Origin of the sequence: Streptomyces sp. NPDC079167 (assembly GCF_040686735.1) — a bacterium.
Classification (GTDB): Bacteria; Actinomycetota; Actinomycetes; order Streptomycetales; family Streptomycetaceae; genus Streptomyces.
Genome location: NZ_JBFBLO010000025.1, coordinates 22,983 through 44,225, shown reverse-complemented (window position 1 = coordinate 44,225; position 21,243 = coordinate 22,983). Strand labels below are relative to the sequence as shown.

General features: G+C 73.0%; 17 protein-coding genes. 11 read left to right on the top strand and 6 right to left on the bottom strand.

The window, feature by feature from the left end; all coding sequences use genetic code 11:
• Together AB0P41_RS33635 and AB0P41_RS33630 are read right to left on the bottom strand one after the other, a co-directional pair.
• Complete coding sequence (locus tag AB0P41_RS33635) at positions 1–459, bottom strand: MarR family winged helix-turn-helix transcriptional regulator (RefSeq protein WP_356712824.1); 459 nt, start codon at positions 457–459, stop codon at positions 1–3.
• Between the two features lie 18 nt (positions 460–477).
• On the bottom strand, positions 478–1,902 hold the full coding sequence (locus tag AB0P41_RS33630; RefSeq protein WP_365935926.1) for an FAD-dependent monooxygenase: 1,425 nt from the start codon (positions 1,900–1,902) through the stop codon (positions 478–480).
• Positions 1,903–1,940: 38 nt separating this feature from the next.
• Between AB0P41_RS33630 and AB0P41_RS33625 the strand changes: the two genes are divergently transcribed.
• From AB0P41_RS33625 to AB0P41_RS33600, 6 genes are all read left to right on the top strand, one after another.
• A complete protein-coding gene (locus AB0P41_RS33625) occupies positions 1,941–2,585 on the top strand; it encodes a TetR/AcrR family transcriptional regulator C-terminal domain-containing protein (protein WP_356712828.1) in 645 nt (214 codons plus the stop codon).
• 128 nt (positions 2,586–2,713) lie between these two features.
• Positions 2,714–3,679 (top strand): glycosyltransferase family 2 protein, encoded by a 966-nt coding sequence (locus tag AB0P41_RS33620; protein WP_365935923.1) that lies wholly within the window; start codon positions 2,714–2,716, stop codon positions 3,677–3,679.
• Between the two features lie 3 nt (positions 3,680–3,682).
• Positions 3,683–5,029: a polysialyltransferase family glycosyltransferase gene (locus tag AB0P41_RS33615; RefSeq protein WP_365935921.1), complete on the top strand. Its 1,347-nt coding sequence runs from the start codon at positions 3,683–3,685 to the stop codon at positions 5,027–5,029.
• Positions 5,030–5,086: 57 nt separating this feature from the next.
• Positions 5,087–6,376 (top strand): hypothetical protein, encoded by a 1,290-nt coding sequence (locus tag AB0P41_RS33610; protein ID WP_365935919.1) that lies wholly within the window; start codon positions 5,087–5,089, stop codon positions 6,374–6,376.
• Complete coding sequence (locus tag AB0P41_RS33605; protein ID WP_365935917.1) at positions 6,373–8,721, top strand: polysaccharide pyruvyl transferase family protein; 2,349 nt, start codon at positions 6,373–6,375, stop codon at positions 8,719–8,721. The genes AB0P41_RS33610 and AB0P41_RS33605 overlap by 4 nt, the downstream gene beginning before the upstream one ends.
• A 56-nt stretch (positions 8,722–8,777) precedes the next feature.
• The gene (locus tag AB0P41_RS33600) at positions 8,778–9,872 is read left to right on the top strand and encodes an acyltransferase (RefSeq protein ID WP_365935915.1); all 1,095 of its coding nucleotides are present in this window, start codon (positions 8,778–8,780) and stop codon (positions 9,870–9,872) included.
• Here AB0P41_RS33600 and AB0P41_RS33595 read toward each other — a convergent pair whose 3' ends face one another.
• Both AB0P41_RS33595 and AB0P41_RS33590 read right to left on the bottom strand, forming a co-directional pair.
• The gene (locus tag AB0P41_RS33595) at positions 9,873–11,198 is read right to left on the bottom strand and encodes a polysialyltransferase family glycosyltransferase (protein ID WP_365935913.1); all 1,326 of its coding nucleotides are present in this window, start codon (positions 11,196–11,198) and stop codon (positions 9,873–9,875) included. It lies immediately after the preceding gene.
• Entirely contained in the window at positions 11,195–12,178 is a 984-nt protein-coding gene (locus AB0P41_RS33590; RefSeq protein WP_356712842.1) for a glycosyltransferase family 2 protein, read from the bottom strand. The genes AB0P41_RS33595 and AB0P41_RS33590 overlap by 4 nt, the downstream gene beginning before the upstream one ends.
• Before the next feature lie 208 nt (positions 12,179–12,386).
• On the opposite strand from AB0P41_RS33590, the gene AB0P41_RS33585 reads away from it, so the two are divergent.
• The 5 genes from AB0P41_RS33585 to AB0P41_RS33565 all read left to right on the top strand — a co-directional run bounded on the left by AB0P41_RS33585 (position 12,387) and on the right by AB0P41_RS33565 (position 18,464).
• Positions 12,387–13,772, top strand: coding sequence for a DUF6716 putative glycosyltransferase (locus tag AB0P41_RS33585; protein ID WP_356712844.1), 1,386 nt, complete (start codon positions 12,387–12,389; stop codon positions 13,770–13,772).
• Positions 13,773–13,792: 20 nt separating this feature from the next.
• A complete protein-coding gene (locus AB0P41_RS33580) occupies positions 13,793–15,034 on the top strand; it encodes an acylneuraminate cytidylyltransferase (protein WP_365935910.1) in 1,242 nt (413 codons plus the stop codon).
• Between the two features lie 12 nt (positions 15,035–15,046).
• Positions 15,047–15,982: an N-acetylneuraminate synthase family protein gene (locus AB0P41_RS33575; protein WP_104788487.1), complete on the top strand. Its 936-nt coding sequence runs from the start codon at positions 15,047–15,049 to the stop codon at positions 15,980–15,982.
• A gap of 11 nt (positions 15,983–15,993) precedes the next feature.
• Complete coding sequence (locus tag AB0P41_RS33570) at positions 15,994–17,034, top strand: hypothetical protein (RefSeq protein ID WP_365935908.1); 1,041 nt, start codon at positions 15,994–15,996, stop codon at positions 17,032–17,034.
• Positions 17,035–17,546: 512 nt separating this feature from the next.
• Positions 17,547–18,464, top strand: coding sequence for a hypothetical protein (locus tag AB0P41_RS33565; RefSeq protein ID WP_356712852.1), 918 nt, complete (start codon positions 17,547–17,549; stop codon positions 18,462–18,464).
• 20 nt (positions 18,465–18,484) lie between these two features.
• Here the strand turns inward: AB0P41_RS33565 and AB0P41_RS33560 are convergent, their stop codons facing one another.
• Both AB0P41_RS33560 and AB0P41_RS33555 read right to left on the bottom strand, forming a co-directional pair.
• Positions 18,485–20,215, bottom strand: coding sequence for a serine/threonine-protein kinase (locus AB0P41_RS33560; RefSeq protein ID WP_365935906.1), 1,731 nt, complete (start codon positions 20,213–20,215; stop codon positions 18,485–18,487).
• A 113-nt stretch (positions 20,216–20,328) separates the two neighbouring features.
• Positions 20,329–21,147, bottom strand: a complete 819-nt coding sequence (locus tag AB0P41_RS33555; protein WP_365935904.1) for an SGNH/GDSL hydrolase family protein — start codon at positions 21,145–21,147, stop codon at positions 20,329–20,331.
• Positions 21,148–21,243 lie beyond the last annotated feature (96 nt).

The following is a 21,243-nucleotide window of genomic DNA, read 5'->3' as shown; positions in this document are numbered from 1 at the left end:
TCAGTGGTGCCAGGCCTTGCCGCCCACGTTGTGGATCATGCGCTGGAGGACCTTGAGCGCGGCGACGAACTCCTCGTCGGGGATGCCCGCGTGGATCTCCGCGATGGCCCTGCCGACCCGCTCGGCCGCCTTGTCGCGCAGAGCGTGTCCTTCGGGGGTCAGCCGCAGGCGGGTTGTGGGGTCCTCGGTGACGAGGCCCTGGACGACGAGGGTGTCGATCTCGGGTTCCAGGGAGCCGCCGGTGTTCAGATAGCCGCTGAGCATCGCGACCACCTCGGCGCGCGGACGGCCGTGTTCGTCCGCGTCGGTGAGCTGGTTGAGGACCCACCAGGGGGGCTGGGTCAGGCCGTGTTCGGCCAGTGCGGCCCGGATGTGGGTCACGGTCGCGTCGTGGGCCGCCCAGCTCCAGTAGCCGATGGGCTGCCGTGCCAGTCCTGCGTCGTCATGTGAGTAGTCCATGTCCTGGACCGTAGAACCTCAAGCAACGTTGAGGTCAAGGCCCAGTGCTGCGGCGTACTCCGTGAGTCCGGTGGTGTCCTCGCCCGCCCACCCGATGTAGCCGTCGGGCCGGACCAGGAACAGGCCCTTGCCGTAGGCCCCGGGCGCCTCCGTGCGGAAGGTCACCAGCGGTTCGTCGTCGTGCGCGGGCAGTGCGGCATCCGTGGCGACGGCGAGCAGGGTGAAGTGCGGGCCCCGGAAGACGTCGAAGAGCCGCCGGTCCTCGCCGGCCGGCCCGTCCGGCGCGCGGTCGCCGGCCTCCAGGACCCCCGCCCGGCCGGATGCCAGCGGGCCCTCGCGGTAGCCGAGCCCCAGCTGCTGGGCCGCTGAACCGCGTTCCTGTTCGCCCCGGTGGATGCGGGTCGAGAGGCCCAGCATCTCGGCGGCCACCGGGCGGCGTTCCTGCTCGTAGGTCTCCAGCAGGGTGGCGGGCGCGCCGTGCCGCAGCACCTGGCCGAGCTTCCAGCCCAGGTTGTACGCGTCCTGGACGCTCGTGTTCAGGCCCTGGCCGCCGGCCGGGGAGTGGACGTGCGCGGCGTCGCCCGCGAGGAAGACCCGGCCGTCACGGAACCGCCCGGCCAGCGCGGCGCGCGGCCGGAAGTCCGACGACCAGCGCACCTCGGTGACGTCGTCCGCCTCCAGGTGGGTGCGGGCGGCGACGAGGGCCCGTACGCCCTCCGGCGTGGTGTCGGGCGTCCCTTCCTTGAACTGGGCGACCAGCTGGAAGTCCGGTGTGCCGGGCAGCGGGCAGAGCGTGAGCAGGCCCGCCTCGACCGGGAAGACGTGCCAGTGGTCCCTGTCGAGGGCCGCCTCCGCGATCCGTACGTCCGCCACCAGGCTGGGCGACGGGTCGACGGTCTCGCCCTCCATCGGGATGGAGAGCAGGCGCCGGACCGTGGAGCGTCCGCCGTCCGCCGCGACCAGGTAGGAGGCGCGCACCTCGCCGGTGGTGAGCCGTGCCGTGACTCCGTCGGCGTCCTGGGACAGATCCGTGAGCGCGGAAGAGAAGAGGACGTCGCCGCCCAGCTCGCGCAGGCGCCCGATCAGGATCTCCTGGGTGCGCCACTGCGGCATCGCCCAGGGCTCCCCGTACGGCTCCGCCTCGGTGGGCGCGGCGCGGCGGAAGATCTCGTGCTCGCCCTGGCGCTCGCCGTCCTTCCAGATCATCCCGACAAGCGCGGGGCCGCCGTGCTCCCGTACCGCGCCGCCCACCCCGAGGTCGTCGAAGACCTCCCGGGTGCGCGGCTGGATGCCCTTGCCGCGCGAGCCGGGGAAGAGCGAGGGGGCCTGTTCGACGACGAGGGTGCGCACTCCCCGGCGCGCGAGGTCGCATGCCAGGGCGAGGCCGCAGGGTCCCGCGCCGACGACCAGGACCTCGGTTTCCTTAACGCTGTTAAGTTCCATGGTCGGGAGTGTGTGCTTAACGCTGTTAAATTGTCAAGGTGGGTACGACGAAGATCGACCGGGCGCGTGTCGCGGACGCCGCCCTGGAACTGCTGAACGAGGTGGGCCTCGACGGGCTGACCCTGCGCGCCATCGCCAGGGAGCTGGACGTCAAGGCGCCCGCGCTCTACTGGCACTTCAAGGACAAGCAGGCGCTGCTCGACGAGATGGCCACGGTGATGTACCGCCGGATGCTGACGCAGGAGCTGCCCGGGCCCACGCCCCGCACCTGGCAGCAGCAGATGGTCGCGTACCAGAGCGCGCTGCGCGGCGCGCTGCTGCGCTACCGCGACGGCGCCAAGGTCTACAGCGGGTCCCGGTTCACCGGGACCGACCACGCCGACGGCCTGGAGAACCACCTCCGCACCATGGTCGACGCCGGGTTCGAGCTGTGGCAGGCCGTGCGCGCCGGCACGACGGTGACCGCGTACACGATGGGCTTCGTCACGGAGGAACAGGGCGTCCGGCCCATGCCGGACGAGCGCCGGGAGGGTTACGACATCGAGGAACGGGCCGGACGTCTGGAGCGCTATCCGCTCGCTGCGGCGGCCGGGGCCGAGATCTTCGCCAACTACGACGAACGCTTCGAGGACGGCCTGTGGATCGTCGTCGCGGGCATCGAGGCGCGGTACGGCGTGACGTAGGGCCCGCCCCGCCCGGTCCGGGTCACTTCGGCGACGCCCAGAGTTCACCGTTCGTCGGGTCGTGCGACACCCGCCCCTTCATCCGCGTCACTAGCGTGTGCGGACCATGATCGAAGGTGAGGGCCCGCGTGCCGAAGCTGTCCGTTGTCGTTCCGTTCCACAATGTCGGTGCCTACGCCGACACGACGCTGGGCAGTCTTGCCCGTAACGCGGGCCCGGACATCGAGTTCCTGCTGGTCGACGACTGTTCCACGGACGAGACGCCGGCCGTCGTCGACCGCTGGGCCGACAGACTCCCGCACGCCGAGGTCATCCGGCACGAGAAGAACGTGGGCATCGCGGCGGCCCGCAACAGCGGCATCGACGCGGCCCGCGGCGACTTCGTCACCTTCCTCGACGGCGACGACTGGTACGCCCCCGGCCACCTCGGCCGGCTGCTGCACGCCGCCGCCGAGCTGGACTGCGACTTCGCCCGCACCGACCACGTCCAGGCCACCGGGACCAGCCGCGTCGTGAAGCGGGCGCCCGCCCGGCTCCGTGACACCGTGCTGGATCCACGCGAGGGCATCGCGGCCCCCGAGTGGGAGACCATGGTCGACTACCCCTTCGTCTGGGCGGGCGTCTACCACCGGCGGCTCTTCGAGGACGGCGGCCACCGCTTCACCACCCGGCTGCGCACCGCGGAGGACCGGCTGTGGATCTGGCAGCTGCACCTGCGGGCCCGCACCTACGCCGCCCTCAACCTGTACGGCATCTTCTACCGGCGCGGTGTCACCACGTCCCTGACGCAGATCAAGGACTCCCGCCAGCTGGACTTCTTCCCCGCCTACGACACGCTGATCGAGGAGATACTCGGGGACCCGGACGCGGAGATCCTCCTCCCCAAGGCGGTCCGCACCTACTGCGCGATGATCGCCTTCCACAACGAGAAGGCGGACGCCTACGAACCCGCGACGTTCCGGCGTCTGCGCCACGAGTCGGCAGCCGCGCTGCACCGCATGCCGCAGCAGGTGCTCGAACACACCCTGACGATGATGGACACCAGGCGCAGCACCCTGCTCAACCGCCTGCGTGACAAGCAGAAGGCCGCCTGACCCATGCCCACGCGCACCCAGATCTTCCAGGTGTCGACCCTCTACGGGGCGGCCACACTCGCGGCGGCGCTGGACGCCGGCCAGTTCGGCCCCGGGCAGGACAGCCACCGCGTCCTGCTCGTGACCAACAACGCGGCGATCCCCGAGACCGCCCTCCGGCTGGAGGAGATGCGGGGCTACGGGGACATCGCCGCCCGCTTCGACTCCGTCGTCGACTGGAACGAAGCCATCAGCCCGCACCACCCGAGCGGCTGGGGGCCGCGCGCCGAGGAGACCGAGCTCTGGCAGCGCGCCTTCCGCCTCGCCTGGGGCATCGCCCCCGAGGCCCCCGTCGACCTCGCCGTCGAGTCCATCCAGGTCAACCCGGCCCGCGCGCTGGCCGCGATCTTCTCCGAGAGCGCCGTGCACGTCTACGCGGACGGGCTGATGAGCTACGGCCCGACCCGCAACAAGGTGCCGCGGTCCATCGCCTGCCGCATCCAGCGGGTGCTCCACCTGGATCTCGTTCCGGGACTGCGACCGCTCCTCCTCGCCGAGTCCGGTGTCGAACCCGAGCTCGTCCCGAACGACGCCTTCCGCAAGGTCCTCGGCGAGATCGCCGGCGCGGCGGACGGCGACCGCCGGCTCGCGGAGGCCGAGGCCGAGGCGCCCACGGCCGTGCTCCTCGGCCAGTACCTCGCGGCGCTGAACATCCTCACGGCCGAGGAGGAGGAGGACCTGCACCTGCGCATGCTGCGCGGTGCGGCGCGCGCCGGCCACACCTCCGTCCTCTTCAAGCCCCACCCCACCGCACCGGCCCGCTACTCCAGGGCCCTGGACGACGCGGCCGCCGCACTGGGGATACGGCTGACCACCCTCGACAGCCCGCTGCTCGCCGAGACCCTCTACGAGCGGTGCGCGCCCACGCTCGTCGTCGGCTGCTTCTCGACCGCGATGTTCACCGCAGCCGCGTACTACGGCATCCCCGTCGCCCGGGTCGGTACCCGTCTGGTCCTGGACCGCATCACCCCGTACGAGAACAGCAACCGAATCCCGCTGACGATCGTCGACCACCTCGTGCCCGACCTGGACGAGCAGGCCGGCGAGCCCGTGCCCGAGCTCCCCTCCACGGCACCGGAGACCCTCGCGCCGCTGGTCAGGACCGTCGGCTACTGCATGCAGTCCGGCCTCCACCCCGGGCTGCGCGCCGAGGCCGAGTCCTGGCTGCGGGAGCACCTCGACACCAGCACGCAGCACTACTTCAAACGGCGCCGCCTGCAGAAGCTCACGCTGCCCGGCGGCGGCCCGCGAGGAGCGGCGATCCGGCTGCGCCGCACCGTGCGGCGCACCCGCACCAGCCTGGGCCTCTGACCCGGAACCGGGGCGCGCGCCCCGGCCGGCCACTGATGACAGAACGGCGGAACGAGCATGGGCCAGACCTTCACGGGGCTGCTCAAGGCAGTGCGGTCGAGAACCGGCCATGGCTCCACGGCGCGGCCCGCCCCCACGGCCGCACTGCGCCTGTGCGGCGACTACCTCACGGGCCTCACCGCAGGCGGTCCCACGGGTGACGCCCCGCAGACCCGGCTCCTCGCAGCCATCGGCGGCCTCACCACGGCCTGCGGAAGCGACGGGGACGACCTCTTCGACGCCTTGCTCCGCACCGGGCAGCGCGCCCTGGAAGCAGGCGGGGAGACGGAGACGCGCCTCGCCCTGGACATCGCCGTCGAGGCCACCGCGCTGCGCACCAGGTCCAAGGGCGCGTGGCGGCTGCGTGGAAGCGCCCTGGACGCGCTGGGCCGCCGGGACGAGGCGGAACAGGCGTACGGAGAACACCTGGCGCTTCAGCAGAACCCGGCGGCGGCCGAGGACATCGCGCGCCGAGTCGCCACGCTCCGGGACCTCCGCGCCTGCCTGGACGAGGCCGCCGTGCTGCTCCCCGGCGAGGACGGCGCCGCCCTGCGGGCGCTGCACAACGCCCCCGCCGGACAGGCCCGTACGGCCTTCGCCGAGCTCGTGCGACGGCACACCGCCGAACGCGGCGGCACGGCCGACCCGGCCGTCCGCCGCCTCACCGCGCGGTACGCCGCCTACCGCAGGCTCCTGGACCGGGACAGGATGGCCGACCCTCTGCTCGGCGGCGCTGAGCCCGCCGGGGCCGGCGCCCTGCGCCGCACGGTCGACGGCCGCTCCGTCTGCCTGGTCGCCGGCGCGGCACGCATCGCCGACGAGGAAAGGGACCCCGACAGCGCGCTCCGCAAGCTGATCGACGGCTACGACCTGGTGGTGCGCTGCGACACCCTCCCGTCCACGGCCCCGCGCACCGACCTGCACGCGGTCACCCTGCGGGGTGACACCCCGTGGACGGGCCCCGCCTGGGACCGCCCGGCGGGCACCCGGCTGGTCTTCGGCGACCCGCTGTCGCAGTGGCGCCGCTCGCTGCGCACCCGCCTGGTCGCCGGCGCGCAGGACCAGGTCGGTGACGCCTCCCTGCGGCGTCCCCTGGACGATCCGGCGCTGCTCGGCGAGGACGGCTGGGGGACCCGGACCACCACCGCGTTCACCGTGCTCAGGCTCCTGGACTTCCTGGACGCGGCCGACCGCCTGGACCTCATCGGCTTCGGGCTGCCGGGGCAGCTGCTGCCGCGCGAGCGGGAGTGGGTCGCCGCCCGGGCCACACACCAGGACGAGACCGAGATGAGGACCGAGCTGCGATGAACAGCCCCGCCGAGCCCACCGACGACAGACGGCCGGGGCCCGCTCCGGCCCTGCCCCTGTCCGGCGCCGACGACCGGAGCGCCGTCACCGGGAAGCGGAGGATCGCCTTCGCGGCCTACGCCGACGAGGAGCGGATGCCCGGCCTGCTGGTGCTGCTGCGCAGCCTCGCGCTGGCGGACCCGGCGGTCTGCGAGGACTTCCTCCTCCTGCACCCCGGACTGCCCGACTCCGCGCTCGACGCCGCCCGCCGGCTGCACCCGCGCCTCGTCCCCCGTACCGCGGAGAGCCGACTCGACGTCTTCCGGGCGACCGGCTACGACACCGTCATCGCGCTCGGTCCCGGCATGGTCGTCCTCCGCTCCCTCCGCCCGCTGCTGTCCCTGCGCTTCGGAGTGGCCGCCGTGCCGCAGCCCGCCCCCGGCGGCGGACGGACCGTACGGGACGAGGGGCTGCTGGTCATCCAGCGCCAGGACGTGACGGACGACCTGCTCGACACCCTCGCCCGAGGCGGCGAGGACGTGGTGGACCGCGCGCTGACGCGGGCGGGAATCCTTGAAGCGCTCGGCGCCCCCTACGACTTCCCGGCCGGCCGGCTGTACGACGGCATCCCCGTGCCGGACAGCACCGTCGTCCTGCACCTCGGTGAGGACCCCGCCCCCGGCACCCCGGCGCACGAGGCGCGCGCACGCTTCGAGCTGGACGACGCGGCGTTCCGCGCCGCCTACTGCGCCCTCCCGGGCACCACCCACCCCGAAATGCTTCTCCACTGCGCCCTGCCGTTCCCCGAGGAGGGGCGTGCGCCGGTGGACCTGGTCCGCCGCGTCGCTGAGGTGCACCGGCAGCAGGGCCGTTACGAGGAGGCCGTCGCCCTGCTGACCGCCGCCGTCGCGGACCGGCCGGACCTGCCGCGCTGCCAGGAGACGCTGGGCGTCAGCCTCATGGCGCTGTCCCGCTACGAGGAGGCCGAGGCCCATCTCCTCCTGGCCACCGTGTCACCGGACTTCGCCGCCCGCGCCTACGGCCAGCTCGCCCGGCTCGCCTGGCTGCTGGGCCGGACCGAGGACGCTGCGGCGTACGCGCGGGAGGGCCTCGACGCCGACCCCACCGACGGCAACTGCCACGCCTGGTACGTCCGTACGCGCTCCGCCACGGCCCCCGACGAGGGCCCCGCCGACGAACAGCTCGCCCATGTTGCGCTGTTCGCCGACGGCCAGGAGAACGCGGGTGACAAGGTGCTCCCCGAAGCGGTGCGCATGTGCTTCGGCCCGGACACCGGGCCCGCCCGCTGGCACGAGCGGTCCGTGCACCGGCTGGTCGACGGACCCGCGCTGGAGGAGCTCAACGCCCGGCGCGGCATCGTCGTCGGGGGTGGCGGGCTCTTCCTCCCGGACACCGCGCCCAACAGCAACAGCGGCTGGCAGTGGAACATCCCCGACGACCTCCTGGTCCGGATCACCGCACCGCTCGCCGTCTTCGCGGTCGGCTACAACGTCTTCGACGGCCAGCGCTACCGCAGGGAGCGCTTCGCGGAGAGCCTGCGCACCCTGGTCGCGAAATCCGCCTTCTTCGGCCTGCGGAACCACGGCTCGGTGGACCGGGTCAGGGAACTCCTCCCCGAGGAGCTACGGGACCGGGTCCGCTACCAGCCGTGTCCCACGACCGTGGCCCGACACCTCGACCCCGGCCTGGACGACGGCGTGAGCCGGGACGACACCGTGCTGCTCAACTGCGCCTACGACCGCGCCGGCCTGCGCTTCGGCCATGACTACGGCCACTTCCTGGCCGAGACGGCCGCCGCCGTGCGCGCCGTCGGCGAGCGCGCCGAGGTCCGCTACGCGGCCCATATGCCGGCCGACGAGAAGTTCGTCCACGACCTGCGCAGGGAGCACGGCATCGCCCTCCCGGTGGAGCCGCTGTACCTGTTCTCCAACGACCGCATCCGCGAGCTCTACCGGCGTACGCGGCTGGTCATCGGCATGCGCGGGCACGCGGGCATGATCCCCTTCGGCTGCGGCACGCCGGTCATCAGCCTGGTCTCGCACCCCAAGCTCGCCTACTTCCTCGCCGACATCGACCGCCCCGACTGGGGGGTCTCCGTCCACGACCGTGCGCTGGGCGCCCGCCTCGCCGAGCGTGCGGCGGCCGTGCTCGACGACCACGGGGCGGCCGTGGCCGACGTACACGGCCGGCAGGAGCACCTGTGGTCGGTCACCCGCGCCAACCTCGCCGAACTGCGGGACGTCTTCGGACTGCCGGACCCGGCCCCCAGGGGTACGCGTGTCCCCGGCCCCAGGGCCGCCGAGCCGGCACGGGGCCTTCACCTGCCGGACACCCGGACGAAGTGACTGTTCACCTGACCGGAGTTCACCCGGGACCCGCCCGTTCATAGCCTTCGTTGACCATGTCTTCCTCTGTCTCCCCGGCCGGCCCGCCTGCCCCCGCGCAGTCGCCCGAGCCCGCCCCCGCACCCCGCCCGCGCCGCGAACACCGGTACGACATCGATCTGATCCGGCTGCTCTGCTCCGTCGGCGTGATCCTCTGCCACACGGGCTCCGCGTTCGTGAGCACGGCGGGCCGGGACGCCGCCAACGGGCCGGGCACCTACTGGGCGGGCCTGGCGGCGGACTCGGCGGGCCGCTTCGCCGTCCCGCTGTTCTTCGCGATCGCCGGATGGGTCGTCCTCGTCGGCGCACCCGTCCGGGACGGCCGGCAGCTGTGGCAGCGCCTCGTGCGGATCGTGGTGCCGCTCGCCGTGTGGACGGTGCTCTACGTCGCCTGGGGCCGGCTGCGCGGCACCAACGACGCCCCGGCCGGTGAGCTGGCGTTCGACGCGCTGTTCGCCTCGGTGCGTCCGGCGTACCACCTCTGGTACCTGTACGCCTACATCCCCGTGATCCTGCTGCTGGCCTTCGCCGCCCTGGTGAAGTCCGGCAAGCGCCCCTGGGGCCTCGGAATCGCCCTCCTCGTCCTGGGCGCCGCCCCGACCCTCTTCGGCGACCTGGGGAAGGTCACGGACCTGGAACTTCCGCGCTTCGGCTGGAGCTTCGGCCCCTACCAGGTGATCTACGCGGTCCTCGGCGCGCTGGTCCTCGCCCTCCCCGCCGGGACGTTCGGCAGGCGGAGCCTGTGGTGGCTGCTCCCGGCGGGGGCGTTCCTGGCCGCCGTCATCGCCTACCAGCACGAGGTGCACTACGCGATCCCGTACGCGAGCGTCCTGGTGGCCCTGTTCAGCGCGGGTGTGCTGGTCTCCCTGCACCGGCTGCGCGTCCCGGAGCGTCTGCGTCCGGCGCTGACCCGGCTGGCGGGCGCCTCGTTCGGCGCGTACATGGTCCACGTGCTGGTGCTGGGTGTCCTCACCGACGTACTCGTCGACGCCGACCTGTCGCTGCCGGTGGCGGCGGTCCTGGTCGTCACCGTGACCGCCGCCACGACGGCCCTCTCCTTCGGCGCGGCCATGCTGTGGACCCGCCTCGGACTGACACGGCTGCTGGGCTGATCAGCGGCGCTTCAGGGCGCGTGCGCGCCGCGCGAGCCGGCGCAGTGTGGCGTTCCTGCGGACGAAGGCGAGACGGGCGGGTACGACGCCGGGGAGGGCCAGCGAACCGAGGCGGCGGCGTTTGAAGTAGCGCCAGGTCCGGGCGTTCAGGTGGGCCGACAGGAAGCGCTCCGCCGCCGGGCGGAGGTCCGGACGGACGCGTGGCTGCATGGCGAAGGCGACGGCCGGCAGCAGGCCGTCGAGGGCTTCGGCCACGGTGTCCTCCGTCAGCGGCGCCCGGTCCGCCACGGCGGCGGGGCCGGCCAGGTCGGGCAGCAGCGCGTCGACGATCGTGACCGGGATCCTCGCCGGGTTCTCGTACGGGGTGAGGCGCTCCAGGAGGGTGTCCGTCCCGGTCCTCGCCACCGGCAGGCCGTAGTACGCGGCCGCGGTGAGCAGCGCCGTCGAGTGCGTGCCGACGACGAGCGCGGGCCGCAGCCTCTCGTGGAGGACCTCGGCCGGGAGGACGGAGTCCGCGACGGTCAGCTCGACACCGAGGCGTACGGCTTCCGCCCGCAGGGCCGCCATGGAGGGCGGCGGGCCGCCGGGGTGGGGCCGCAGGACGAGGTGGGAGTGGCCGAGGGCGGCAGTGCCACGCACCATCCGCAGGTGGAGCTCCGTCTCCTCGGCGGCGGGGAGTGCCCCGGCCCGGGAGAGGAGCAGCACCGCGGCGCCCTGCGGGGCCCCCGGCTCCGGCGCGGACTCCGCGAGTTCCGCGAAGACCTTGAGCAGGGCCGGAGCCGGCAGCGGGCGGGGTACGGCGTCGAACTCGCCGAGCAGCAGCGGGGCCAGGCCGGGGAGCAGGTCGGGGTGGAGCAGCTGCCGGACGCGGGTGCCGATCAGCGGCGGGATCTTGCCCCCGGTCGGGCCGTAGCCGGTCAGCCCGTCCGCGTACACGGTCACCGGTCCGCCGGTGAAGATCTGGGCGAGGGCCTGGGAGGGGGAGGTGTGCGGGGATTCCAGGGCCAGCTCGACCTCCTCGTCCCCGAGGTCCCACGCGCGCCGCAGGTGGCGTTCCCACAGGGGCACGTCGTCGGGCCTGGGGGTCCAGGCACCCGGGTGCAGCGGGAAGACGGCTTCGTTCCACGAGAGCACCTCGTCGAAGCGGCTGCGCAGCCGGTCGAAGCCGGGTGCCGCGTCGAGCGGCGGTGCCGCCTCGGGGACGGCCGAGTCGTCGCACAGCAGGAGGATGCGGCGTCCGGAGCTCTCGAAGCAGCCCGAGTCGAGTGCCGCGGCGAGCACGGCCGTGCCGTGGAGGCCGGTGGCGACGAAGATCTGGACGGTCACGCGGCGGTCGCTCCCTCGGTGTCGGCGGCCCGGCGGCGCAGCTTGCGCAACACGGTCGCCCTTTCGGTGTCCATCGAGTCCAGGACGTCGTCGAGCACGCGCCGTGGCATGCTTCCGAGCGCCGCCGACGCGAGTGATTTCAGCCTGCGGGCCACCGGCGGTTCGAATTTCTCCATCGATCCGACGTGATGCGAAATAACGGCGCAGTACGTCCGCACGGCTTTCGGCATCAGGATGTCGGCGTCGCGGTCCTTCGCGGTGTCGGACACCACCTGGTCGTATGCCCGGATGAAATCGAGCTGGCGTTCATCCCCGATCTGGGTGAGGGACGAAGCGACTCCCCGCCGGTAGAAATGCCCCAGCGTTCCCAGGACCGCGAAGGATTCCGCCTCCCGGTGCAGCCGCCAGATCCACGGCCGGTCCTCCGCGGTGCGCAGTCCGTCGGTGAAATGCAGCAGCCCCCGGTCCAGCAGGCCGCGGTGGTAGAGCCCCGCCCAGGCGAAGGCGTAGTCGACCGACGTCGTCCGGCCGGCCGGCAGGATCGCGTCCCGGGGGTCGCTCACCACGCCGCGCAGACCGTGCGGGACACGGCGCACCGTGCGGGACGTGCCGGTGACCTGGACGTGGTCCGTGCGGACGAACGCGCAGCCCAGCGCCTCGGTCCGGGCGAGCAGACGGTCGTAGTGGCCGGGTGCGAGCCAGTCGTCGCCGTCCAGGAAGGCGACGTACTCGCCCCTGGCGGCGTCCAGACCGGTGTTGCGGGCGGTGGCCAGACCGGCGTTGCGCTCGTGCCGGTGCACGACCACCCCCTCGATCTCCTCCTGGGCCCGGCGCAACAGCGCAGGCGTCCCGTCGGTCGAGCAGTCGTCGACGAGGATGAACTCGAAATCCTCACGGGTATTGGCCCGCAGACTTCTGAGTGTGTCGGGTGCGTATGCCTGGACGTTGTAGAACGGCACGATGACGGAGAGCTTGACCACCCGCTTCACGCTAGGGGCGGCCCCGGCATTCGCCCTGACTCCCGCCCGTACGGAAAGTGAACGGCACGCATCAGGCAAGTGAACCAGGCGGCTTACGGGGCCGATTCGGCCCCTCGGAGAGCCAAATCCCCAAGCGTCGACCGGCTGTTAACCATCTGTTGCCATCACGTTGGGCCGCGGATCGGAATGGCTTCCTAACTTTTACGACGTGCCCCCCCGTACCGATGACGCGGCCGCTCCGGCCGCCACACCAGCAGCCGGCCGTACGGCCCTCCGCATCGCCGTGCTCGCCGACTCCGACACCCGGTGGAAGTGGGGCGCGCTCACCGCGCGCCGCCTCGCCACCGACCCGGAGGCCGGAGCAGCCGGGCGTCCCGTGGAGATCAGCGGACTGCTGCTGCGTGGCCGGGCCACCCCGACACCCCGCCAGCTCGCCGAAGTGGGCGAGGTCGGCGTCGACGCCGACCGGGTGCGCGAGGTGACAGCGGTCGAGTTCCTGCACACGGTGCGGGACGAGGCGTACGACGTCGTCGTCCTCGCCCTCGTGGGCGGCGCGGTCCAGGCGATGCTGCACGGCCTGGCCGCCCTGGACCTGCCCCGCAGGCCCGTCGTCGTCACCGGATACGTCGGGGTCGTCTACGAGAAGCTCGCCGACGGACTGCTGTTGCGCCACGGCGCGGACGTCGTCCTCGCCAACTCCCGCCACGACGGGGAGCGGTTCCGCGCGGTGTACGAAGGGGTCGGCGCCGACGCGTCGTCCGTCACGGAGGCCGCCCTGCCGTTCCTCGGCGGGGAGCCGCACCGGGCGGAGGAGGGGCGCGACACGGTCGTGTTCGCCGCCCAGCCGTCCGTGCCCGCCTCCCGCGCCGACCGCACCTACCTGCTGCGCCGGCTCGTCGAGCACGCCCGGCTGCACCCCGCCCGCGAGGTGCTGCTGAAGCTGCGCTCCAAGCCCGGTGAGCACACCACGCACATCGAGGAGCTGCCCTACCAGCGGCTCGCCGAGCGGATCCCCGGCGGCCTGCCGCCGAACTTCCGCCTCGTGTACGGGCACATGGGCGAGGTCCTGGACCGCACCGACCTGTTGGTCACCGTGTCCTCGACCGCCGCACTGGAGTCCCTGCACCGGCGGATCCCGACCGCGATCCTCTCCGACCTCGGCGTACGCGAGGCACTCGGCAACCACCACTTCATCGGATCGGGACTCATCACGTCCTGGGACCACCTCGACGGCGGCCTGCGCCCCGAGCCCGACGAGGAGTGGCTCTCCGGCCAGGGCGTCGCCGCCGACGGCACCTACGGGACGGCCTACGACACCGCCCGCGCCCGGGTGGCGGCCCTGCTCGCCGCCGGGCCGCTTCCCCGCCTCGCCCCCTACTACACGCCCGCCACCGCGCCCGGATACCTCCCCGGCATCCTCGCCCGCTACCACCTGGGCCCCGACGGCCACCCGCTGCCGGGCGCCGTCACACCCAGGGAGACGGGCCGGGTCCGGGGCGCGGTCCGCGAAACCGTACGCAACGCGGCGCGCGGCGCCTACCGCCACGGCGTCCAGCGCGTCGCCCCCGTGATCCGGCGGATGGGCGAGCTGTGACCACCGATTCAGGAGCATCCATGACCCCGCCCCCCACCGTGCTCGCCGTGATCCCCGCCCGCGGCGGATCCAAGGGCGTGCCCGCGAAGAACCTCGCCCGTGTCGGCGGCGTACCGCTCGTCGCCCGCGCCGTCCGCGCCTGCCTCGCCTCGCCCGAGGTCACGGACGTCGTCGTCACCACCGACGACCCGGCCATCTCCGCGGCGGCCGTCGCCGCCGCGGAGGCCCTGGGGGAGGACTCCCGGCTGCTCTGCGTGCAGCGCCCCGCCGCCATCGCGGGCGACACGGCCACCAGCGAGGACGCGGTCCTGCACGCCCTGCACAGCTACGAGACGAGCTCGCACGGCCGGAAGGCCGACGTGGTGCTCCTGGTCCAGTGCACGAGCCCCTTCATCACCCGCGAGGACATCGACGGCGTCGCCACCGCGGTCGCCCGCGACGGCGCCGACACCGCCGTCACCGTGGCGCCGTTCCACGGCTTCGTGTGGCGCGACGGCAGCGCGGTCGAGGAGGACACCTACGGCGTCAACCACGACAAGGCCGTACGCCCCCGCCGCCAGGACCGCCCCCAGGACCACCTGGAGACCGGCGCCGCGTACGCCATGGACGTCGAGGGCTTCCGCACCCACCGCCACCGCTTCTTCGGCCACACGGCGCTCGTGCCGACCGACCCGGCCCGGGTCCTGGAGATCGACGACCCGCACGACCTGGCCCGCGCCCGCGCCCTCGCGCCGCTCCTGGACCCCTCGCCCTTCCCCACCCGGGCGGACATCGACGCCGTCGTCCTCGACTTCGACGGCACACAGACCGACGACCGCGTCCTCATCGACTCCGACGGCCGCGAGATCGTCTCCGTGCACCGGGGCGACGGCCTCGGCATCGCCGCCCTGCGCCGGGCCGGCGTACCGATCCTGATCCTGTCGACGGAACAGAACCCGGTCGTCGCCGCCCGCGCCCGCAAACTCCAGGTCCCCGTCCTGCACGGCATCGACCGCAAGGACCTGGCTCTCAAGCAGTGGTGCGAGGAGCAGTCCATCGCTCCCGACCGCGTGCTCTACGTCGGCAACGACGTCAACGACCTGGCCTGCTTCGGCCTGGCGGGCTGGCCCGTCGCCGTCGCGAGCGCCCACGACTCGGTACGCGCCGCCGCGCGCGCCGTGACCACCAACCCCGGCGGCTCCGGCGCCATCCGCGAGATCGCGGCCTGGCTGCTGGGCCCCACCCTCACCACCGAAGCCCCTGCCACCACCCCCACCAAGTAAGGACGCACCACCATGAGCAACACCTCCCGTCTGCGCACGTTCGGCTCCCGCACCGCCGGCCCCGGCCACCCCGTCTACGTCACCGGCGAGATCGGCATCAACCACAACGGCGACCTCGACAACGCCATCGCGCTGATCGACGTGGCCGCCGAAGCCGGCTGCGACGCCGTCAAGTTCCAGAAGCGCACCCCGGAGATCTGCACCCCGCGCGACCAGTGGGACATCGAGCGCGACACCCCCTGGGGCCGGATGACGTACATCGACTACCGCCACCGCGTCGAGTTCGGCGAGGCCGAGTACACCGCCATCGCCGAGCACTGCGCCGAGCGCGGCATCGACTGGTTCGCCTCCCCGTGGGACACCGAGGCCGTCGCCTTCCTGGAGAAGTTCGACGTCCCCGCGCACAAGGTCGCCTCCGCCTCGCTCACCGACGACGAGCTGCTCCGCGCCCTGCGCGCCACCGGCCGCACGGTCATCCTCTCCACCGGCATGTCGACGCCGAAGCAGATCCGCCACGCGGTCGAGGTCCTCGGCAGCGACAACATCCTGCTCTGCCACGCCACCTCGACGTACCCGGCGAAGGCCGAGGAGCTCAACCTGCGGGTCATCAACACCCTGCAGCAGGAGTACCCGAACGTCCCGATCGGCTACAGCGGTCACGAGACCGGCCTCCAGACGACCCTCGCCGCCGTCGCGCTGGGCGCCACCTTCGTCGAGCGCCACATCACCCTGGACCGCGCCATGTGGGGTTCCGACCAGGCCGCCTCCGTCGAGCCGCAGGGCCTCACGCGCCTCGTCCGCGACATCCGTACCATCGAGGCGTCGCTCGGCGACGGAGTCAAGAAGGTGTACGAGTCCGAGCTCGGCCCGATGAAGAAGCTCCGCCGGGTCGCGGGCGTCGTCGCCGAGGGCGAGAACGCGCCGGCCGCCGAGCCGGTCGCGGTCTGACGGGCCGACCGGTGAACCTCGCCTTCGTCGAGAGCCCGGTCCAGCTCCTGAACGTCCTGGAGTGGACCCACACCCGGGGAGGACCCGACACCACGGTCGTCGTCCTCCCCCCGGTCGACCCGATGTCGCGCGGACAGCTGCGCAGGATGGCGGAGCTGGCCCGCGACGAGGGCATCACCGTCCGCTGGCAGGAGGCGCGCGGGGAGACCGGCGCGCCCCTGAAGGCCCTGCGGGCGCTGACCGGCCTGATCCGCAAGGCCGACCGCATCGTCATCGGGGACCCCTTCTCCCGGTATGTGCAACTGCTGCTCTCCCTGGTCCGCGCCCGCCGGATCACGGTCGTCGACGACGGCACGGCCACCATGGAGTTCGTCGCCCAGCTGGCCCGCGGCGAACGCCTGGTGCGGTGGCACCGCCGGGGGAGCGGGGGCCCGCGCGAGCTGCTCCTGGCCCCCGTCACCACCGCGGCGCGCCGCAGCTTCACCCCGTCGGCGTCCCGCACCGTCGAGGTGTTCACCGCGATGCCGGTGGACGCTCCCGAAGGCATCGAGGTCACGGCGAACACCTTCGCCTGGACGCGGGAGCGCTTCGGCCCGCCCCTCATCACCAAGGGTGCCGACCTGGTCGGCACCTCCCTCGTGGAGACGGGCGTGGTCGACCCCGTCCCGTACGAGGAAGCGGTCACCTCGCTGGCCCGTACCCACGGCGCGACCCGCTACTTCGCCCACCGCCGTGAGTCCGCGGACAAGCTCCACGCCCTGGAAGCCGCCACCGGCCTGGAGATAGTCCGCCCCGACCTGCCGCTGGAACTCATCGCCCGCAGAGGCCCGATCGGCCACACGGTGCTGAGTTTCCCGTCCACCGTGGTCCACACCCTCCCGCTGGCCCTGGCGGGCACGGGCGTGAAGGTCGCGGTGTGCGACATAGCGCCCGAGTGGCTCCGCGACACGGCGTCCCCGCGCGCCCAGGGCTTCCTGAGCGGAGTCACGGAGACGGCCAAGGACGCCCAGCGCCTGGCCCCCTGGCGGGCCACGGCGGTGGCGGAGGGCTGACAAGGAGCGGCTGCCGACGGCCGGCACGGCTGCCGGCCGTCCTGAGGGCGGTGGCGACGCCGCCCCCTGCTCACTTCATCGACTGCTGCACCCCCCGGCGCTGCTGCATGATGTGCGTCGGCTCATGGGCAAGGGTGTGCCCGGTCCGAGCCGCCGACCCCTGGCCGCCGCCCCCTGACGCCTGCCGGGGACTGCCCCGGCCGGGTTCGTCCGGGGTCTGATGCGCGCATGGGTGGCCTTTCGGGCAGCGACGACGGCGGTCCCGGCCGTGTCTACGGGCTTTCCGAGCTGCCCGGTAGAGCCCCAGGGGCAGACTTTCTGTCCGAACGGGTGCAGGGGCGTCCGGGGCGGCCCGGCGGCCTGATCGTCCAATAGAGTGACGACACTGCATATGGGCATGTACATCGGAGGTGGATGAATGGTCCACGTTCCACGGCCCGGACGCTCGACGACGAGCGGGCCGCCGGCCTTCCTGCCCGTTTCCGGCGCGGTCCGACCTGGAGTCTGAGCGGATGCCCCACTCGCTGACACCCCGTGACACGGGGAACCTGCCCGCGCTCAGCGCGCCACCGCTGATCCGTCTCGACGCGTACGTCGCCGAGGACGGTTCGACGGTGGTCAACGGCCATCTGCTGGAGATGGGCGGCACGCTCCAGCCGAACGAGGCGATCCTCGACGCCGTAGCCATGTTCGCCCGCGCGGTGGGCGCTCCGGTGGCGGCGACCGTCATCGACCGCAGCGCACGGCAGGTGGCGCGGCTCCGGGTGTACCCCGACGGCTCCAGCCGGACCATCGCCGAGGAGGAGGACCTGCCGCCCGGGCGTGAACGAACCGCCGCGGAGGAGGAGGCGTTTCCTCCGCTCGCCCGCGTCGAGCGGATCATCCGGCACGCTCGGCGCGAGGAGCTGCACGTCGCCTTCGTCCTCGCCAGCGCCCTGCGGGAGCATCTGACGCTGCGCCGGGGCGCGGAGGACGAACTGTCGCTGGAGGCCAGGGCGATCGAGGCGTACATCGCCTATCTCCGAGGCGACTACATGATCTCCACCGCCCTCGCGCTGACCGTCGCCCGCATTCGCTGCCGCACCGACCTGAGCCGGTCCGTACCCGAGGTCGCCCGTGCCACCGCCGCGTGGCAACGGATGCGGGACGAGAGCCAGATAGCGACCCGGGGAAAGGAACTGCTCAACATGTGGGAGCGGTTGTCCGCAGAGGGTCTGTTGCGTGAACCGTCCCACCACGCGATGGCCCAGGCCGTCCGGAGCCGGATCGAACGGGGCATCCTGCACGTGGAAGGGCGGGCCCCCGTCTCCGCCCCGGCGGCGGCCCTGCCCACGGCTCAGGGTCCGGCCGCCCCCGAGGACGCACCGCTCAAGCCCACGCGCAGGGGGCTACGGCGCTTCACCAGGCGGCCGAACCGGTCGGAGGGCTGAGAGAAGAGAGGGCACCTGATCTACCGGTCCGCGTTGCGCCAGACGGTCAGGTCTCCGGTGAGGAAGGCGATGTCCGGCAGGGCGGTCGACTTCGTCTGGATCACGTACAGCCCGATGTTGCCCTCGTCGTCCTTCATGCAGAATTCGGAGCCGGCCGCCGCCGCGGCCAGCGTCCAGCTGTGTTTGTCGGCGCTCCTGAGCATGAGCCGGCACTCGTCGAGGGTCGTGCCATGCCCGAAGATCTGCATGAACACGGCGCTGTCGCTCTTCAGTTCGCAGCCGTTCGGCTCGCAACCGAAGCGAATGTCGCCCTTCCGGCCCTCCAGCCGCGGCTCGGCACTCTTGAGACTCAGCGAGTTGTTCGCGTCCAGCAGCGCCCCGGGGAACGGCTCCGGCCGCGGATCCTGGGGCGTGCCCGACGGGAACACGGCGTCGTCGGACGCGTCGTCATCGGCCCCGACCGCGGTCGGATCCGAGCCGTTCGACTGATCCGAGGCGCCGGACGAATTTGAGGAGGGGCCCGGCGCCACTCCCGGAGCGGATGCCGAGGACCGTGCGGCCGGTCCCGTCGCGGACGCGGTGGAACCGGCCGTGTCACGGTCGCCGAACCGGTCCATCGCGTCCATGAGTGACCACGCCAGTGCCCCCACGGCCAGTGCCCCTCCTGTCACACCGACGGCCGCGATCAGCGCTGTGCGCCGCCTGCGGGCCTTACGCTGCTCCGGTGTCGGCGTCGGCGTCGGCGGTGTCGGCCACACGGACTGTGGCTGCGGAAGCGCATGGGCGAGCGTCCGGGTGGACGCCGGCGCGGGAACCGGCGGCTGCGGGAGGGCCGGGGTCGGTTCCGGCACCGGTGCCGGAACCACAGGCTCGGGCCCGGTGATCTCCCGCCACACGGCAGGTCCACCACCCGCGTCGGCGTCCGCCCCCAGCCGGGCCCGGCACCACTCCACGACCTCCGCCGGTGTGGCCCGGTCCGTCGGGTCGGCGGCCAGGCACCGGGCGAACAGCGGGCGCAGCGACTGGGGCAGCAGGGACAGCTCGGGTTCGGAGTGCACGATCCGGTACTGCACGTTGACGGCCGGCCCGTCGCCGTAGAGCGGTTTGCCCAGCGCGGCGAACGCCGCGGTCTGGCCCAGCGCGAAGATGTCGGTCGCCGCCGTGACCTCACCCCCGGATGCCTGCTCCGGGGCCATGAAGGAGGGGGTGCCGATCGTGTTCCCCGTCGCCGTGTACGCGGTCCCGTCGGCGGCCAGCGCGATACCGAAGTCGATCACCCGTGGGCCGTCGGCGGCCAGCAGCACGTTCGACGGCTTCAGGTCCCGGTGCACGATGCCCTCGGCGTGGATGGCCTGCAATGCCTCGGCCACCCCCGCCATAAGCCACAGCACGGCGGGCACCGGCAGTGGTCCGTTCCGGGTCACCGCCTCCGTCAGCGACGGCCCCGGTACGTACAGCGTGGCCAGCCACGGTGGTACGGCGTCCGCGTCGGCGTCGATCAGTTCGGCGGTGTACGCCCCCTTGACCTGCCGGGCCGCCTTGATCTCCCGGCCGAACCGCCGACGGAAGCCCGGATCGTCGGCGAGTTCCGGCCGCACGACCTTGACCGCCACGGGACGGCCGCCCTGCGTATGGGCCAGATACACCCGGCCCATACCCCCGGCCCCCAGCCGCGCGGCGAGCCGGTAGCCCGCCACCACGGGCGGGTCGTCGGCCTGAAGTGGCTCGAAGACATCCCTCGCATGGCTCATCAGCCCTGTACCCCCCACGGTGATGCGTTGGCCAACGGCAGCAGCCTATGCGGGCTGTCGGCGCACCCCGTCACGGGATCTCCCCATGACCGGACACCTAGGAGGGGCCCCTCCTAGGTCAGTTGCTCCTGACCGGTGTCCGCAGGCGAGCCGGGCGTGACGTGCAGGGGCTGGAGCAGGGGGCGTTTCGCGGTGCGGCCGTCGCCGGAGGACCGGCCCCGCAGACGGCGGCCGAGCCAGGGGCCGAGGAACGCTGCGGCCCAGCGCACTTCGGCGGCCGCCGCTCGCCCACGCGAAGGAAGCTGTTGTTCCGGCAGCGGGCGGGTCCAGGCGTCGTCGCTTCCGGGCAGATGGAGTGCCTGCGCGACGGCGGCGGCTATCCGCTCGTGACCGAGAGGGCTGGTGTGGAGTCGGTCCGTACTCCACAGACGTGGGTCGGCCGCGGCGGCGTGCAGGTCGATCTCGGCGACCGCGACCCCGTGGCGGGCGGCCGCGGCGCGGATCCGGTCGTTGAGCTCGAACACCCGGCCTCGGACCGGCCGGGCAAGGGGCGCGATCTTCCCCACATCGGGGAAGGTCATCGTCGCCACCCGGGCCCCGGCGGCCGTGAGCGCGGCGAACATCTCCTCCAGGTGCCCGGCCACCTCCACGGCGTCGAACCGGGGCCGGAGCAGGTCGTTGACCCCGGCGACGACGGTGGCCAGATCGGGCCGCAGAGCCAGGGCGGGCCCCAGCTGCCCGTCGCGTACCTGGGCCGCGACACGGCCGCGTACGGCCAGGTTGGCGTACTGGAGAGCGGGATCGACGGCGGCGAGCCGCTCGGCGAGCCGGTCGGCCCAGCCGCGCAGCCCGGTGCTGTCGTCCCCGTCGCCGACGCCCTCGGTCTGACTGTCGCCCAGGGCGACGTAACGCACGTATTCACCGCTCGGCACGGGTGGACTGCCTTTCCTTGAGGACGGACGCGATCCGCAGGCACCAGTCCCGGTGGTCCTGCTCGAAGGAGAGGCCGCCGCGATCAGCCCTCCCTC